At 73.0% G+C, this 16,010-nt stretch carries 13 protein-coding genes; 7 read left to right on the top strand and 6 right to left on the bottom strand.

Annotation, left to right across the window (positions count from 1 at the left end; translation table 11 throughout):
* Positions 1–63 precede the first annotated feature (63 nt).
* Positions 64–1,206, bottom strand: coding sequence for a PP2C family protein-serine/threonine phosphatase (locus C0216_RS25740; RefSeq protein ID WP_114057577.1), 1,143 nt, complete (start codon positions 1,204–1,206; stop codon positions 64–66).
* 215 nt (positions 1,207–1,421) lie between these two features.
* Here C0216_RS25740 and C0216_RS25745 point away from each other — a divergent pair, with 215 nt between their 5' ends.
* A complete protein-coding gene (locus C0216_RS25745) occupies positions 1,422–2,657 on the top strand; it encodes a GNAT family N-acetyltransferase (protein WP_114057578.1) in 1,236 nt (411 codons plus the stop codon).
* Positions 2,658–2,692: 35 nt separating this feature from the next.
* Here C0216_RS25745 and C0216_RS25750 read toward each other — a convergent pair whose 3' ends face one another.
* Both C0216_RS25750 and C0216_RS25755 read right to left on the bottom strand, forming a co-directional pair.
* Positions 2,693–3,499: an Fpg/Nei family DNA glycosylase gene (locus C0216_RS25750; RefSeq protein ID WP_114057579.1), complete on the bottom strand. Its 807-nt coding sequence runs from the start codon at positions 3,497–3,499 to the stop codon at positions 2,693–2,695.
* Between the two features lie 88 nt (positions 3,500–3,587).
* On the bottom strand, positions 3,588–4,076 hold the full coding sequence (locus C0216_RS25755; RefSeq protein WP_114057580.1) for a ribose-5-phosphate isomerase: 489 nt from the start codon (positions 4,074–4,076) through the stop codon (positions 3,588–3,590).
* 219 nt (positions 4,077–4,295) lie between these two features.
* Here C0216_RS25755 and C0216_RS25760 point away from each other — a divergent pair, with 219 nt between their 5' ends.
* A complete protein-coding gene (locus tag C0216_RS25760) occupies positions 4,296–5,732 on the top strand; it encodes an amino acid permease (RefSeq protein ID WP_114057581.1) in 1,437 nt (478 codons plus the stop codon).
* A gap of 100 nt (positions 5,733–5,832) precedes the next feature.
* Here C0216_RS25760 and C0216_RS25765 read toward each other — a convergent pair whose 3' ends face one another.
* A complete protein-coding gene (locus C0216_RS25765; RefSeq protein ID WP_114057582.1) occupies positions 5,833–6,414 on the bottom strand; it encodes a biotin transporter BioY in 582 nt (193 codons plus the stop codon).
* A gap of 286 nt (positions 6,415–6,700) precedes the next feature.
* Between C0216_RS25765 and C0216_RS25770 the strand changes: the two genes are divergently transcribed.
* From C0216_RS25770 to C0216_RS25780, 3 genes are all read left to right on the top strand, one after another.
* Positions 6,701–8,113 carry an amino acid permease gene (locus C0216_RS25770; RefSeq protein WP_114057583.1) on the top strand — a complete coding sequence of 471 codons (1,413 nt, stop codon included), beginning with the start codon at positions 6,701–6,703 and terminating at the stop codon, positions 8,111–8,113.
* A gap of 199 nt (positions 8,114–8,312) precedes the next feature.
* A complete protein-coding gene (locus tag C0216_RS25775) occupies positions 8,313–9,725 on the top strand; it encodes an amino acid permease (protein WP_114057584.1) in 1,413 nt (470 codons plus the stop codon).
* A gap of 166 nt (positions 9,726–9,891) precedes the next feature.
* Entirely contained in the window at positions 9,892–10,548 is a 657-nt protein-coding gene (locus C0216_RS25780) for a superoxide dismutase (RefSeq protein WP_114057585.1), read from the top strand.
* 125 nt (positions 10,549–10,673) lie between these two features.
* Here C0216_RS25780 and C0216_RS25785 read toward each other — a convergent pair whose 3' ends face one another.
* Positions 10,674–11,321, bottom strand: a complete 648-nt coding sequence (locus tag C0216_RS25785) for a DsbA family protein (protein WP_114057586.1) — start codon at positions 11,319–11,321, stop codon at positions 10,674–10,676.
* Between the two features lie 125 nt (positions 11,322–11,446).
* On the opposite strand from C0216_RS25785, the gene pepN reads away from it, so the two are divergent.
* Together pepN and C0216_RS25795 are read left to right on the top strand one after the other, a co-directional pair.
* Complete coding sequence (gene pepN, locus C0216_RS25790; RefSeq protein ID WP_114057587.1) at positions 11,447–13,999, top strand: aminopeptidase N; 2,553 nt, start codon at positions 11,447–11,449, stop codon at positions 13,997–13,999.
* A gap of 173 nt (positions 14,000–14,172) precedes the next feature.
* Positions 14,173–15,132, top strand: coding sequence for a hypothetical protein (locus tag C0216_RS25795; RefSeq protein ID WP_114057588.1), 960 nt, complete (start codon positions 14,173–14,175; stop codon positions 15,130–15,132).
* On the opposite strand, the gene C0216_RS25800 is transcribed toward C0216_RS25795, so the two are convergent.
* A complete protein-coding gene (locus C0216_RS25800) occupies positions 15,108–16,010 on the bottom strand; it encodes a pyridoxamine 5'-phosphate oxidase family protein (RefSeq protein WP_114057589.1) in 903 nt (300 codons plus the stop codon). The two genes, C0216_RS25795 and C0216_RS25800, sit on opposite strands and share 25 nt — an antisense overlap.

The following is a 16,010-nucleotide window of genomic DNA, read 5'->3' on the forward strand; positions in this document are numbered from 1 at the left end:
GGCCAATCGGCACCGGGTGGCCGGTCCGCGGCCCGCCGCCCCGTCCGCCCTGCGGTACGGGGGTCAGGGCGAGCGGCGGATGAGGAGGAGGGCGCGGTCGTCGTTGACGTCCTTGGCGACCTTCTCGATGAGGTGCCAGGCGGCGCCCTGCCAGCCGGCGGCAACGTACCGGTCGGCTTCTCCGGTGAGGCGGTCGATGCCCTCGCCGATGTCGCGGTCGGCGGTCTCGACAAGTCCGTCGGTGAAGAGCATCAGGACGTCGCCGGGGCGCAGCCGGCCGCGGGCGGGCTCGAACTCGGCGCCGTCGTAGACGCCGAGGAGCGGTCCCTCGCCGGTCTTCTCCTGCCAGCGGCCGGTTCCGGCGGAGAGCTGGAGGGCGGGCAGGTGGCCGGCGGACAGGAGTTCGTAGTCGCCGGTTTCGAGGTCGAGGACGAGGTGGACGGAGGTGGCGAAGCCCTCGTCCCAGTCCTGGCGCAGCAGGTAGCCGTTGGCGGCGGGCAGGAAGCCCTGGGGCGGGAGGGCGCCGAGGAGGCCCCCGAAGGCGCCGGAGAGCAGCAGGGCGCGCGAGCCGGCTTCCATGCCCTTGCCGGAGACGTCGGTGAGGACGACTTCGAGGGTGCGGCCGCCGTTGGTGCGGGCGGCGACGACGAAGTCGCCGGAGAAGGACTGGCCGCCGGCCGGGCGGAGGGCCATCTCCTGGTGCCAGCCGCGGGGCAGGGCGGGGAGTTTGCTCTGGACGCGGATGCGTTCGCGGAGGTCGAAGAGCATCGTGCCGCCGCGTCTCCAGGGGACGCCGACGCGGCTGCGGAACTGGGCGATGACGAGGCCGAAGAAGCCGCAGGCGGCCACGACGAGGACCGTGCCGGGGGTGACCCGGGCGGGGCCCTGGGTGTAGGGGCCGAGGACGAGGGATTCGACGATGAGGGCGGCGGCGGAGGCGCCGTACAGGGCGAGGAGGCTCGCGGGGCGCAGCAGCAGGCCGCCCGCGACGATGGGCAGGACGAGGGCGGCGGGCGAGAACCACACCGGGAACACGAGGGTGCCGCAGGCGATGGCGGGGACGGTGGCGAACAGTCCGGCGAAGGCGAGCCAGTCGGAGGCGTCTCCGCGGAAGTAGTCGACGGCGGATTTGCGCAGGGCTGTGCGGGCCCGGTGCCACGCCCTGCGCGTCCGGGCCCTGAGCGTCTCCACACGTGCTCCGGCCATGTCCCTCGGGACCCTATCCATCCCGGCCGTGTGCGCGCAGGGGGACCCCCGGACCGGTCCGCTCCGCTCCGCCGCGGCGCCGGGCGGTCCCGCAGGGCGCCGACGGCCGCTGCCCGGGCGGGAGTCGGGGCGGGGGGCGGCGGCGGCCCGGGCGGGCCCGCGGGCCGGCCGAAAAGCCTTAGACCGTGATGGATGCCACTGGTAAGGATGAGCACATGACTCTTGAGATGCGCATCTTGCGGTCGGATGAGTGGGATGTCTGGTACGACCACCTCGAACTGGCCTTCGGCGGAGTGGCGGAGTCCCGGCAGGAGCGGGAGCTGTACCGGGCCCTGACGGAGTTCGAGCGGTCGCTCGGCGTCTGGGACGGGCAGGTGTGCGTGGGCTCGGCCGGCGCGTTCACGTTCCGGCTGTCGGTGCCGGGCGGGGGGCTGGTGCCGGCGGCGGGCGTCACGATGGTGGGCGTCGCTCCGACGCACCGCCGCCGCGGCGTGCTGACCTCCCTGATGCGCCGGCAGCTCGACGACGTCCGCGCGGGCGGTGAGCCGGTCGCGGTGCTGACGGCCTCGGAGCCGGCGATCTACGGGCGTTTCGGCTACGCCGCCGCCGCATACGACCTGGGGGTGGCCGTCGACACGTCGCGGGTGGCGCTGTCGGTGCCGCCGGGGACGGACGGGGTGCGGCTGCGCCTGGCCGATCCGGAGAAGGCGCTCGACGACTGCGAGAGGGTGTACGCGCAGCTCGTCGCGCGGCGGCCCGGCATGCCCGCGCGGCAGCCGGGCTGGGAGCGGCAGGCACTGCTGGACCCGCCGGGCTCCCGGGAGGGGGCGTCCCCTCTCCGGTGCGTGGTGGCGGAGCGGGCGGACGGCTCGGTCGCGGGGTACGCCCGCTACCGGGTCAAGCCCGAGTGGAACGCGGCCGGGCCGTGCGGCGAGGTCGAGGTGCAGGACCTGGACGCGCTGGACCCGGCGGCGTCGGCGGCGCTCTGGCGCTACCTGTTCGGGATCGACCTGACCTCGGTGGTGCGGGCCCGCAGGCGGCCGGTGGACGATCCGCTGCTGCACCTGGTCAGCGACCCGCGGCGGGCGCTGCCGGCGCTGCGGGACTCCTTGTACGTGCGGCTGGTGGACCTGCCGCGGGCGCTTGCGGCGAGGGCGTACGGGGCTCCGCTGGACGTGGTGCTGGAGGTGGCGGACGCGTTCTGCCCGTGGAACGCGGGCCGGTGGCGGCTGACCGCCGACGGGCAGGGCCCGGTCCACTGCGGGCGTACGGAGGACCCGGCGGACCTGGAGCTGTCGGTACGGGAGCTGGCGGCGGCCTACCTCGGCGGGGTCGCGCTGACCGCGCTGGCGGAGGCGGGGCGGGTGCGGGAGCTGCGTCCGGGGACGCTCGCGGCGGCCTCGCGGGCGTTCGCCGGCGACGTGGCGCCCTGGCTGCCGCACGGCTTCTGACGGGCCGGGCCCCGCACCCGGCGGGGCCGCCGTCCTCAGCGGGTCTGGCAGCCGGGGCACCAGAAGAGGTTGCGTGCGGCGAGGCCTGCGGTGCGGACGGTGCTCCCGCAGACGTGGCAGGGCATGTTCGCCCGCCGGTAGACGTACACCTCGCCGCCGTGGTCGTCGACGCGCGGCGGGCGGCCCATCGCCTCGGGCGTGTGCTCCTCGCGGACGGTGTCGATCCGGTTGTTCCGCACGCCCTCGCGCATGAGCGCCGCCAGGTCGGCCCACATGGCGTCCCATTCGGCGCGGCGGACGTCCCTGCCGAGCCGGTACGGGTCCACGCCGTGCCGGAAGAGCACCTCGGCGCGGTAGACGTTGCCGACTCCGGCGACGACCTTCTGGTCCATCAGGAGCGCCGCGATGGTGGTGCGGGAGCGCGATATCCGCTTCCACGCGCGGTCGGGGTCGTCGCCGGCGCGCAGCGGGTCCGGGCCGAGCCGGTCGTGCACCGCCTGCTTCTCGGCGTCGCCGATGAGGGCGCAGGCCGTCGGGCCGCGCAGGTCGGCGAAGTGCTCGCCGTTCGCCAGCCGGAGCCGGACGGTGTCGGCGGCGGGCGGTGCGGGGGCGGGTCCGAAGCCGAGCTTGCCGAAGAGCCCGAGGTGGATGTGGATCCAGGCGTCGCCGAGCTCAAGGAAGAGGTGCTTGCCGTGTGCCTCGGCGCTCTCCAGCCGGCGGCCGTCGAGCAGGGCGGCGCTCTCGGCGAACCGGCCCTGCGGGCTGCTCACCCGGACGGGCCGGCCGGCGAACCGCTCGGTGTGGTCCTGGGCGAGGCGGTGGATCGTATGCCCCTCGGGCACTGCTGCTCTCCTCGGGTCTGCCGCCGCCGCGCCCGCCGCGGGAACGGCAGTGCCGCCGGACCCCGCGGATCCGGCGGCACGGCGGCTGCTACTGGTCCTGCGGGTGGTGGGCCGGGATGGGCGGGAGCTCGCCGGTCTGCTCGTACGCGGAGAGCATGTCGATGCGGCGGGTGTGGCGCTCCTCGCCGGAGTACGGGGTCGCGAGGAACGCCTCGATGAAGGAGGTGGCCTCGTCCTGGGTGTGCATGCGGCCGCCGACGGAGATGACGTTGGCGTTGTTGTGCTCGCGGCCCAGCTTCGCGGTCTCCACGCTCCAGGCGAGGACGGCGCGGACGCCCTTGACCTTGTTGGCGGCGATCTGCTCGCCGTTGCCGGAGCCGCCGATCACGATGCCGAGGCTGCCCTCGTCGGCGGCGGTCTTCTCCGCGGCGCGCAGGCAGAACGGCGGGTAGTCGTCCACGGCGTCGTAGATGTGGGGCCCGCAGTCGACGGGCTCGTGGCCGTTGTCCTTGAGCCAGTCCACCAGGTGGTTCTTCAGCTCAAAGCCGGCATGGTCGGATCCGAGGTACACGCGCATGGGACGAGTGTGTCACGAGCGGTCCGCGAGGCCCGTACCGGGGTGTCGCGTAAGTCACTTCTAAAGCTCAAGTAAACCCAAAGACCGCAGATGGGACAGGGTGGGACCAAGGTCCCGGACCTTGGCCCCGCGGAAACGATCCGGATGCCGCTCTTCCGGGCGGCGCCTTCTCGGGCTTGAATGCCAGAACTCGCAACCCGAGAACCTAAGGATTCGTCCATGAGCACCACGACGACCCTTCGGAAGGCAGGCGAACCCTCCGGCAACCCCGGTGGCGCCGCGCCCAACGACGGTCTCAAGGCCGGTCTCAAGAACCGCCACCTGTCCATGATCGCCATCGGCGGCGTCATCGGCGCAGGACTCTTCGTCGGCTCCGCCGGCGGCATAGCCAAGGCCGGCCCCGCCATCCTGGTCTCCTACGCGCTCGTTGGCGCGATGGTCGTCTTCGTGATGCGGATGCTCGGCGAGATGGCCGCGGCCAGCCCGAACTCCGGCTCCTTCTCCGCCTACGCCGACCGGGCGCTGGGCCGCTGGGCCGGCTTCTCCATCGGCTGGCTCTACTGGTTCTTCTGGGTCGTCGTCCTCGCCGTCGAGGCCACCGCCGGCGCCGTCATCCTCGAAAGCTGGATCCCCGCCGTCCCGCAGTGGGCCTGGGCCCTGATCGTGATGGCCGTCCTGACCGCCACCAACCTCGGCTCCGTCGCCTCGTACGGCGAGTTCGAGTTCTGGTTCGCCGGCATCAAGGTCGTCGCGATCGGCGCCTTCGTCGTCATCGGCATGCTGGCCGTCTTCGGCCTGCTGCCGGGCTCGGACAACCCGGGTGCGGGCTTCGCGCACCTCACGGACACCGGCGGCTTCATGCCGAACGGCTGGGGCTCGATCCTGACCGGTGTGCTGATGGTCGTCTTCTCCTTCATGGGCAGCGAGATCGTCACGCTGGCCGCCGGCGAGTCCGAGGACCCGCGCCGCGCGGTGACCAAGGCCACCAACTCGGTCATCTGGCGCATCGCCGTCTTCTACCTCGGTTCGATCTTCGTCGTCCTGACGCTGCTGCCGTGGAACGACGAGTCGATCGTGGAGAAGGGCTCGTACGTCGCCGCCCTGGACTCCATCGGCATCCCGGCCGCCGGCCAGATCATGAACTTCATCGTGCTGACGGCGGTGCTGTCCTGCCTGAACTCGGGCCTGTACACCGCCTCCCGCATGGCGTTCTCCCTCGGCGAGCGCGGCGAGGCCCCGAAGTCCTTCGCCAAGGCCAACAAGAAGGGCGTGCCCACCGCCGCCATCCTGGGCTCCACGGTCTTCGGCTTCGTCGCCGTCGTGTTCAACTACACGAACCCGGACACCGTCTTCAGCTTCCTGCTGAACTCCTCCGGTGCGATCGCGCTGTTCGTGTGGCTGGTCATCTGCCTGACCCAGCTGCGCATGCGCAAGATCCTGGTGGCCGAGTCCCCGGAGAAGCTGACGGTGAAGATGTGGCTCTTCCCGTATCTGACGTACGCCACCGCCGCGATGATCGTCTTCGTCCTGGGCTACATGTTCTACGACGACGGCAACCGCGAGGTCGTGTCGCTGTCGGTGCTCGTCGCCGCGGTCGTCATCGCGATCGGCGTGGTGCGCGACGTCCGCCGCCGCAAGGCCGCCCTCCGGGGCTGACGCCCGGCCCGCCGGGGCCCCGGACGGCAGCAGCCCCGGGCCGCGCGCACCGCGCAGGTCCGGGGCTGCCCCGCTTCTCGGGCCGCTGCCGGCGGCCGCTTCAGGAGCGGCCGGCCAGCTTCCAGGCGGCGGGCAGCAGGCCCATGGCCAGCGCCGCCTTCAGGGCGTCGCCGATCAGGAACGGGACCAGGCCCGCCGCGACGGCCGCACCGAGGGACATGCCGGTCGACAGCGCCAGGTACGGCACGCCCACCGCGTAGATCAGGGCCGAGCCGAGCGCCATCGCACCGGCCGTGCGCAGCACGGAGCGGTCGGCGCCGCGGCGGGCCAGGGCGCCGACGACGGTGGCTGCGAGCAGCATGCCGAGGACGTAGCCGAAGGAGGCGCCGAACGCGCCGGAGGTGCCGTTCGCGAACCACGGCACGCCGGCGGCGCCGGCCAGCGCGTACGCCGCGAGGGAGAGGAAGCCGAGGCGGGCGCCGAGGGCGGTGCCGACGAGCAGCGCGGCGAACGTCTGGCCGGTGACCGGGACCGGGGAGCCGGGGACGGGCACCGCGATCTGCGCGGCCAGCCCGGTCAGCGCGGCCCCGCCGGCGACGAGCGCGATGTCGCGGACGCGGCTCGCGGGCAGCAGGTCGGCGAGGACGGTGCCGGGGCGGACGGAAACGGATGCAGTGCTCATCGGGAGGCTCCGCGGTGGTGAGGGTGACGGGACGATCACCGACGCTAATGCGCGCCCCCGCGGGACCCCACCGCTGCCCGGAACAAAGCCCCGCTCCCCCGTTTGGTCGGGATCGCACAAAGTCCCCGGTTCACACCCGGGGCACCGTGATGCTCATCACGGGTCAGTTCACTCCACACATCCGTTTTGCGCGGATGGGCGCCGAACGGCGAGACTGTAGGGTCCCGCCAATCACCCGTGCGGAGCCCAACCGCCGCTGCCGAGCCGAGAGTACGAGCCTCCCCTCATGCGCGACCGTCTGCCCGACACTCCTCCACGCGCGGGCGAGCTGCCCGCGGAACCCCTGAGCCACAGTCTCAAGCAGCGCCACCTGACCATGCTGGGCCTCGGCGGGGTGATCGGCGCGGGCCTGTTCGTCGGCTCCGGAGCCGGCATCGCCGTCGCCGGCCCGGCGATCATCTGCTCGTACCTGCTCGCGGGCGCGCTGGCCATGCTGGTGATGCGCGCGCTCGGCGAGATGTCCGCGGCGCTGCCCGCGTCCGGTTCGTTCTCCGTGTACGCGGAGCGGGCGCTGGGCCGCTGGGCGGGCTTCTCTGCCGGCTGGCTGTACTGGTTCCTGCTGGTCGTGGTGCTGGCCGTGGAGGCGACCGGCGCCGCGAAGATCGCCAACGGCTGGGTGCCGGCGGTGGACCAGTGGGTGTGGGTCCTCGTCTTCATGGTGGTCTTCACCGTGGCCAACCTGGCCGCGGTGAAGAACTTCGGCGAGTTCGAGTTCTGGTTCGCCGCCCTGAAGGTCGGGGCGATCGTCCTGTTCCTGGTCCTGGGCACGCTGGCGGTGTTCGGGCTGCTGCCGGACACGGACCCGGTGGGCCTGGCGAACCTGACGGGCCAGGGCGGGTTCTTCCCGCAGGGGGCCGGCGGCGTGGTCGCCGGCATGCTGGCCGTCATCTTCGCGTTCGGCGGCCTGGAGGTCGTCACGATCGCGGCCGCCGAGTCCGACGACCCGGCCCGCTCGGTGGCCCGCGCGGTGCGCAGCGCGGTGTGGCGCATCCTTTTCTTCTACGTCGGCTCGATGCTGGTCGTGGTGACGCTGCTGCCGTGGGACTCGCTGACGCCGGGCCAGAGCCCGTACGTGGCGGTGCTGGACTCCCTCGGCATCCCCGCCGCGGGCCAGATCATGAACATCGTGGTCTTCGTGGCGCTGCTGTCGGCCCTGAACGCCAACCTGTACGGGTCCTCCCGCATGGTGTTCTCGCTGGCCGAGCGCGGCGAGGCGCCCACGGCGCTGCTGAAGGTGTCGCCGGGCGGGGTGCCGCGCCGGGCCGTCTTCGCCTCGGTGTCGTTCGGGTTCGCCTCGGTGGTGCTGAACCTGCTGTGGCCGGACACGGTGTTCCTGTACATGCTGAACGCGGTCGGCGCGGTGCTGCTGTTCGTGTGGGCGCTGATCGCGGTGTCGCAGCTGCGGCTGCGCCGGGAGCTGGAGCGGGACATGCCGGAGCGGCTGACGCTGCCGATGTGGTGCTTCCCGTACCTGACGTGGGCGGCGCTGCTCGGGATGGCGGCCGTGCTGGTGCTGATGCTCTTCGACGACAGCGCCCGGTCGCAGCTGCTGTGGTCCTCCGGCGCGGCCGCCGCGGTGCTGGTCGTGGCCTGGGTGCGCGAGCTGCGCGCGCGGCGCGCCGGGGACGCGGCCGGCTGACGGCGCAGCGCGCCTGCGGCGGTGGGCCGCGCGCGGGGCCTCGCGGGTCCGGGACTCCACGTCCCGGACCCGCTGCCGTGGTGCCCCGGGGCGCGGGCGGGCGGGTCGTACGCGACCGGATGATCACACCCCGTGAGCCGGATGTCCGGATAACGGACGCGAGGCGTCCGACTATCGGACGGTCGGCAGACTGGCCGGCATGAGTCAGCGCACCACCGCACCTCCCGCCCCGCCCTCCGCCGGGCAGCAGCCCCCCGCGGACAGCCCCCTCGGCAACGGCCTCCGGCAGCGCCACCTGTCGATGATCGCGCTCGGCGGAGTCATCGGCGCCGGCCTGTTCGTCGGCTCCGGAGCCGGCGTCGCGGCGGCCGGCCCGGCGATCGTGGTGGCGTACGCCCTGTCCGGGATCCTCGTGATGCTCGTGATGCGGATGCTCGGCGAGATGTCCGCGGCGAACCCCGCCTCCGGCTCCTTCTCGGTGCACGCGGAGCGGGCGATCGGCCCGTGGGCCGGGTTCACGGCCGGCTGGATGTTCTGGACGCTGCTGTGCGTGGGGGTGGCCATCGAGGCGATCGGCGCGGCGCACATCATGACCGGCTGGTTCCCGGGCACCCCGTCCTGGGCGTGGGTGCTGGCCTTCATGGCCCTCTTCTGCGGCGCCAACCTGGCCGCCGTCTCCAGCTTCGGCGAGTTCGAGTTCTGGTTCGCCGCCCTGAAGATCGGCGCGATCGCCCTGTTCCTGGGCCTGGGCGTGCTCGCGGTCCTCGGCCTGCTGCCGGGCACCTCCTCCCCCGGCACCGCCAACCTGCTGCCCGAGGGCGGGTTCCTGCCCCACGGTGTCGACGGCCTGCTCGTCGGCGTGCTGGCCTCGGTCGTCGCCTACGGCGGCCTGGAGACGGTCACCATCGCGGCCGCCGAGTCCGACGACCCGGAGCGCGGCGTGGCGAAGGCGGTGCGGACCACCATGTGGCGGATCGCGGTCGTCTACGTCGGCTCGATGCTCGTGGTGGTCACGCTGCTGCCGTGGAACGACCCGAAGGTGACCGAGCAGGGCCCGTACGCCGCCACCCTCGACCACCTGGGCATCCCCGCCGCCGGCGAGGTCATGAACGCGGTCGTCCTCGTCGCGCTGCTGTCCGCGATGAACGCGAACATCTACGGCTCCTCCCGCATGGCCCACTCCCTCGTCTCCCGAGGCCAGGGGCCGCGCGCCCTCGGCAAGGTCAGCGGACGGGTGCCGCGGCGCGCGGTGCTCGCCTCCTGCGGCTTCGGCTTCACCACGGTGCTGCTGTCGTACTGGTACCCGGACACCCTGTTCGCCTGGCTGCTGAACATGGTCGGCGGGGTCATCCTCGTCGTCTGGGGCTTCACCGCCGTCTCACAGCTGGTGCTGCGCCGCCGGACGGAGCGCGAGGACCCGGCTCGGCTCACCGTGCGGATGTGGTGCTTCCCGTATCTGACGTGGGCTGCGCTCGCGGGCGTGGCGGGGGTGCTGGTGCTGATGGCCTGGAACCCCGACACGCGGGTGCAGGTCGCCTTCACCGGCGGGCTGGCAGCCTTCCTCGCTGCCACCGGCTTCCTGATGCAGCGTCGGCGCGCCTCCCGCGGCTGACGCCTCCTCCGTCCCCTCCGCAGGCGGGCCCCGTGCACTCGTACGGGGCCCGCCTGCGCTTTTACCCAGGCGACCCTTACGTGTGAGCGGGAATAGATGCTGCTAGCGTGCAGTTGCGCATTGATTGCAATAGCAGTTGGCACGCTGAGGGGACCGGATCACACGCATGGCCATCTACACGCTTCCCGAGCTTCCGTACGAGTACTCGGCTCTCGAGCCGGTGATCAACCCGCAGATCATCGAGCTGCACCACGACAAGCACCACGCGGCGTACGTCAAGGGAGCCAACGACACGCTGGAGCAGCTGGAGGAGGCGCGCGACAAGGAGAACTGGGGCGCGCTGAACGGGCTGGAGAAGAACCTCGCGTTCCACCTCTCCGGCCACATCCTCCACAGCATCTACTGGCACAACATGGCCAGCCCGAAGACCGGCGAGGGCGGCGGCGAGCCGACCGCGGCCGACGGCCTGGGCGAGCTGGCGGACGCCATCACCGAGTCCTTCGGCTCCTTCGCCCGGTTCAAGAAGCAGCTGACCTTCGCGTCCTCCGCGACGCAGGGCTCCGGCTGGGGCGTCCTCGCCTACGAGCCCGTCAGCGGCCGCCTGATCGTCGAGCAGATCTACGACCACCAGGGCAACGTCGGCCAGGGCTCCGTGCCGATCCTGGTCTTCGACGCCTGGGAGCACGCCTTCTACCTGCAGTACAAGAACCAGAAGGTGGACTTCATCGAGGCGATGTGGAACGTCGTCAACTGGCAGGACGTCGCCAAGCGCTACGCCGACGCCAAGGCCAACACCCCGCTGCTGATCCCCGTCAAGGGCTGATCGCGGCCCCCGGGCCGCCCGCCTCGTGATCGTCTTCTCAACCTTCGCGACCGGGCGTTTCCAACGGCAGACCCCCGTGAGGACGTGACTCACGGGGGTCTGCTGTGTGGGGCACCGGGAGGGCGTCAGTCGAAGCGCGGGCCCTCGGTGCGGGTGCGCTTGATCTCGTAGAACCCCGGGGTGGAGGCGACGAGCAGGGTGCCGTCCCACAGCCGGGCGGCCGCCTCGCCGCGCGGGGTCGGGGTGACGACCGGGCCGAAGAAGGCCACGTCGCTGCCGTCGGCTCCGGGAACGGAGATCACCGGGGTGCCGACCTCCTGGCCGACGCGCTCGATGCCGTTGTTGTGGGACTCGCGCAGCACCTCGTCGTACTCGTCGGAGTCGGCGAAGCGGATCAGCTCGGCGGGCAGGCCGACCTCGTCCAGCGCGGCGGCGATGACCTCGCGGGTCGCGCCGAGGTCCTGGTTGTGGATCCGGGTGCCGAGCGCGGTGTAGAGCTTGCCGGTGACCTCGTCGCCGTGCTTCTGCTGGGCGGCGATGACGACGCGCACGGGCGCCCAGCCCTTGGGGCCGACGATCTCCCGGTAGCGCTCGGGGAGTTCCTCAAGGCGGTGCTCGTTCAGGACGGCGAGGCTCATCACGTGCCAGCGGACCTCGACATCGCGGACCTTCTCGACCTCCAGCATCCAGCGGGAGGTCATCCAGGCCCAGGGGCAGAGCGGGTCGAACCAGAAGTCGACCGGGGTCTTCTCGCGCACCTGGGTGTCGGCCATGTCTCTCCTTGGGGCGGATAACGCTTCTCTGGTCATGTTCCTCCTGGCCAACCGGGCTGCGGCCGTGCGCATTCCCGCGTGGGAGGATTCGATCAGGTATCGCGAGCCCGCACGAAGGAGTGCACGTGCCAGGAGAGAATCTGTCCCGCGAGGAAGCCCGCGAGCGGGCGGAACTGCTGTCCGTCGACGGCTACGAGGTCGCCCTCGACCTCCGGTCGGCCGTGGACGCCGCCGAACCGGCCGAGGGGCCGCGGACCTTCCGCTCGGTGTCGACGATCCGCTTCCGCGCCGCCGTGCCCGGCTCGTCGTCCTTCGCGGACCTCGTCGCGCCGTCCGTGAACTCCGTCACCCTCAACGGGCGCCCGCTGGACCCGTCGGCCGTCTTCGACAGCGCCCGGATCGTGCTGGAGGGCCTGGAGTCCGAGAACGTCCTCGTCGTCGACGCGAACTGCGCGTACAGCCGGACGGGCGAGGGCATGCACCGGTTCGTCGACCCGGAGGACGGCGAGGTCTACCTCTACACCCAGTACGAGCCGGCGGACGCCCGGCGGGTGTACGCCAACTTCGAGCAGCCCGACCTGAAGGCGCCCTACCGCTTCGAGGTGACCGCGCCCGAGGGCTGGCACGTGTGGAGCAACGGCGCGGAGGTCTCCCGCGAGGGCGCGACCCGCCGGTTCGCCGAGACCAAGCCGATCTCGACGTACATCACCTGCGTCGTCGCCGGCCCCTACCACTACGTGACGGACACCTACACCCGCGGGGACCTGGAGATCCCGCTGGGTGCGATGTGCCGCAAGGGGCTCGCCAAGCACTTCGACGCGGAGGAGGTCTTCCGCGTCACCAAGCAGGGCTTCGACTTCTTCCACGAGCACTTCGACTACCCGTACCCCTTCGGGAAGTACGACCAGGCCTTCGTCCCCGAGTACAACCTCGGCGCGATGGAGAACCCGGGCATGGTCACCTTCCGGGAGGAGTACGTCTTCCGCGGCAAGGTCACCCGCGCGGCGTACGAGCGCCGCTGCAACACGGTGCTGCACGAGATGGCCCACATGTGGTTCGGCGACCTCGTCACCATGAAGTGGTGGGACGACCTGTGGCTGAAGGAGTCCTTCGCGGACTTCATGGGCACCTTCTCGCAGGTGGAGGCCACCCGCTTCGACCAGGCGTGGGTGACCTTCGCCAACAGCCGCAAGGCGTGGGCCTACCGCGCCGACCAGCTGCCGTCCACCCACCCGATCACGGCGGACATCCGCGACCTGGAGGACGCCAAGCTCAACTTCGACGGCATCACCTACGCCAAGGGCGCGGCCGTCCTGAAGCAGCTCGTGGCGTACGTGGGCCGGGAGGCGTTCCTGGAGGGCGCGCGCCGCTACTTCAAGGCGAACGCCTACGGCAACACCACCCTGGCCGACCTGCTGTCCGTGCTCGGCGAGGTGTCCGGGCGCGACATGGCGGAGTGGTCCCGGGCCTGGCTGCAGACGGCCGGTGTGAACGTGCTGACGCCGGAGCCGGTCCTCGGGGAGGACGGCCGCCTCGCCGAACTGGCCGTCGTCCAGGAGGGCGGCGAGCTGCGCCCGCACCGGGTCGCGGTGGGCCTGTACCGGCTGGAGGCCGGCTCGCTCGTCCGCTACGCGCAGGCCGAGGCGGACGTCGCCGGCGCCCGGACGGCCGTGCCGGAGCTGGCCGGCCGGGAGCGGCCCGACCTCGTCCTCGTCAACGACGACGACCTCACCTACTGCAAGGTCCGCTTCGACGAGCGGTCCCTCACGACGCTGCGGAACCGGCTCGGCGACATCACGGACCCGCTCGCGCGGGCGCTGTGCTGGTCCGCGGCCTGGAACCTGACCCGGGACGGGCTGATGCCCGCCCGCGAGTTCATCGCGCTGGTGACGGCGCACGCGGGCCGGGAGGGCGACGTCGGCGTCGTCCAGATGGTGCACTCCCAGGCGCTGGCCGCCCTCACCCACTACGCGGCGCCCGCCTGGCGCGAGCAGGGCGGCCGGGAGCTGGCGGCCGCCGCGCTCCGGGAGCTGCGGCTGGCCGAGCCGGGCTCGGAGCACCAGCTGACGTGGGCCCGGTTCTTCGCGGCGGCCGCGGCGACCGAGGGCGACTTCCAGCTGCTGCTGGGCCTGCTGGACGGGACCGCGCGCATCGACGGGCTGGAGGTGGACCAGGAGCTGCGCTGGGACTTCCTGCTGCCGCTGGCCTCGCACGGGGCGGTGGACGAGGCCGCGGTCAACGCCGAGCTGGCGCGGGACGACACGGCGTCGGGCAAGCGGCACCAGGTGCGCTGCCTCGCGGCGCGCCCGTCGGCGGCGGTCAAGGACCAGGCGTGGGCGGCGGTCGTCGAGTCGGACGCCCTGTCGAACGCGCTGGTGGAGGCGACCATCGACGGAATGCAGCAGCCCTCGCAGCGGGCCCTGCTGGCCGCGTACACCGACCGCTACTTCGAGGTCGTCGAGCGGGTCTGGGCCGAGCGCTCCATCCAGATCGGGATGCACGTCGTCCGGGGCATGTACCCCGCGCTCCAGGACGACGCGGCGACGCTGGAGGCCACGGACGCCTGGCTGTCCGCGCACGGGGACGCCGCCCCGGCGCTGCGGCGGCTGGTGCTGGAGTCCCGCGACGACCTGGCCCGGGCGCTGCGCGCGCAGGCCTGCGACGCCGCCGCCGGGTAGCGGCCGCCGCGGTACGGGTCCGGGGGCGCTGCCTCCGGGCCCGGCCCGGACAGGCCCGCGGGTGCGGGCTATCGGCCATCGAACGGCCGTACTTTAGTGCTGTCTTGTCCGGATTTGCCGACGGGACGGTAACAGCGGTTAGGGGGCCCGCCCGGAGCGGGAATCTCCGCGGCATGAACCACAACGCACCCCTCCCCCTCGCCCACCTCACCGACAGCCGCCCCCGCGTCCTGACCCTCGCGCAGCTCCGCGAGCACGGTGTCAGCGCCGCGGAGGCCGCCGCCCGGTCCTGGCAGGAGATCCTGCCGGGGGTGTTCCTGCTGCACCCCGGCGTCGCGACGAGCGAGGAGCGGCTGCACGCCGCCCTGCTGTACGCAGGTCGGCGCGGCGGCGAGGCGATGATCACAGGACTGGCGGCGCTGGCCCTGCACCGGTTCACCTCGGCGCCCGCCCTGCTCTCCCTGCCGCGGATCGACGTACTGGTGCCGCACACCCGCCGGCTGCGCTCCGTCGGCAGCGTGCGCGTCGTCCGCGCCCACACCCCGCCGCGCCCGCTGGAGGTGGCCGGGCTGCCGGTGGCGCCGGTCGCCCGGGCGGTCGCCGACGCGGTGGCCGGGCTGTCGGACGCGGGCACGGTCCGCCGGATCCTGAGCGAGGCCGTCCGCGCCGGGCACTGCGAGCCGGCCGCCGTCGTGCGGGAGCTGACGGTGGCCCGGCTGCTGAACCGGCCGCACGTGGTCGACGCGGTGGAGTCGCTGCTCGCCGAGGGCCGGGCCATCGCCGAGGACCGGCTCTACCGGCTGGTGGGCGGCTTCGGCCTGCCGCAGCCGCTGTGGAACGTGGACCTGCGCCTGCCCGGCGGCCCGCACCTGGGCGGCGTCGACGCGTACTGGCCGGAGCAGGCGGTCGCCGTGGAGATCGACACGCGGGCGCCCCGGCAGGGCGAGGACGAGGACTGGTCGGAGGCGGTCCGCAAGCGCGACGCGCTGGAGCGGCTCGGCGTGACCGTCCTGCACATCACCCCGCGCAAGCTGCGCGACTGGCCCGAGCAGCAGGCCGCGGTCGTACGGACCGCACTGACCGCGGCCGCCGGCCGGGAGCCCGCCGCCTACCTGGTCGTCCTGCCGCGGTGAGGCGGCAGCGCCGGGTTCGCCGGCGAGAACTCCGGGGCGCTCCACAGCAGCCGCCCCGGGTGCAGGCTCTCCACCGCCTCCTCGATGCGGAACAGGACGCTGCGGCCGCCGTCGGGCTCGTACACGGTCCGCGCCCGGCCGCTGAGCTGGAGCAGTGCGCCGCTCTCCCAGTGCGGGAAGAGCAGTCCGGCCCGCGGGTCGGCAGCCAGGTTCCCCAGGGTGAGGAACATGGCGTTCCCCGGGTAGTCCGGCCAGCGCAGCTCGGTCGGCGACAGCACCTCGACGAAGCCGGGCATGCCCCCGCGGTGGCTGGCGTCGGCGCCCTCCGCGTGGGCGGTGGCCGCGAAGAAGGTGTCGGCGCCGCGGACGGCCCGCTCCTGGCGGGCGTCGAGGGCGGGCGCCCGGCGCAGCACGCCGGGCCCGTCGGGGACGGTCCGCAGCGGCTGCCGCTTCTGGAGGTACTTGGGGCAGTTGGAGAAGACCCGCTCGGCCGCGACGGCGAACCCGCCGGGGACGGCCCGCGCGGTGCCGCCCAGCCGCATCCGGCGCCGGGTGCGCGGGTCGAGCGCGATCGTGCCGACGTGGATCCCGCCGGCGGCGAGCGCCGCGGCGAGCGGATCGCCCTCCGGCACCCCGCCGGCGACCTCCATGCGGGCGGGTCCGGCGGCCCGCACGAAGCCGGGCGGGCCGGTGAGCAGTGAGGCCCACATCCGGCCCGCCGCGTCGGCGGCGCCGACGACGAGGTGCGGCTGGCGGGCCAGGAACGCCGCGGCGACGTCCTTGATGCCGGGGCCGATGGAGCGGCCCACGTGCTCGGCGGCCGCGCGGACGCCGACCCGCTCCTGTACCGCGATCGAGCCGCGGTGGTACCGCTCCAT

The organism is Streptomyces globosus (genome assembly GCF_003325375.1).
Taxonomy (GTDB): domain Bacteria; phylum Actinomycetota; class Actinomycetes; order Streptomycetales; family Streptomycetaceae; genus Streptomyces; species Streptomyces globosus_A.

Bases quoted from the DNA above. Each gene is read 5' to 3' on its own strand.
- C0216_RS25740 (WP_114057577.1), bottom strand. From the start codon at position 1,206: ATGGCCGGAGCACGTGTGGAGACGCTCAGGGCCCGGACGCGCAGGGCG.
- C0216_RS25745 (WP_114057578.1), top strand. From the start codon at position 1,422: ATGACTCTTGAGATGCGCATCTTGCGGTCGGATGAGTGGGATGTCTGG.
- C0216_RS25755 (WP_114057580.1), bottom strand. From the start codon at position 4,076: ATGCGCGTGTACCTCGGATCCGACCATGCCGGCTTTGAGCTGAAGAAC.
- C0216_RS25760 (WP_114057581.1), top strand. From the start codon at position 4,296: ATGAGCACCACGACGACCCTTCGGAAGGCAGGCGAACCCTCCGGCAAC.
- C0216_RS25765 (WP_114057582.1), bottom strand. From the start codon at position 6,414: ATGAGCACTGCATCCGTTTCCGTCCGCCCCGGCACCGTCCTCGCCGAC.
- C0216_RS25770 (WP_114057583.1), top strand. From the start codon at position 6,701: ATGCGCGACCGTCTGCCCGACACTCCTCCACGCGCGGGCGAGCTGCCC.
- C0216_RS25775 (WP_114057584.1), top strand. From the start codon at position 8,313: ATGAGTCAGCGCACCACCGCACCTCCCGCCCCGCCCTCCGCCGGGCAG.
- C0216_RS25780 (WP_114057585.1), top strand. From the start codon at position 9,892: ATGGCCATCTACACGCTTCCCGAGCTTCCGTACGAGTACTCGGCTCTC.
- C0216_RS25785 (WP_114057586.1), bottom strand. From the start codon at position 11,321: ATGGCCGACACCCAGGTGCGCGAGAAGACCCCGGTCGACTTCTGGTTC.
- C0216_RS25795 (WP_114057588.1), top strand. From the start codon at position 14,173: ATGAACCACAACGCACCCCTCCCCCTCGCCCACCTCACCGACAGCCGC.
- C0216_RS25800 (WP_114057589.1), bottom strand. From the start codon at position 16,010: ATGGAGCGGTACCACCGCGGCTCGATCGCGGTACAGGAGCGGGTCGGC.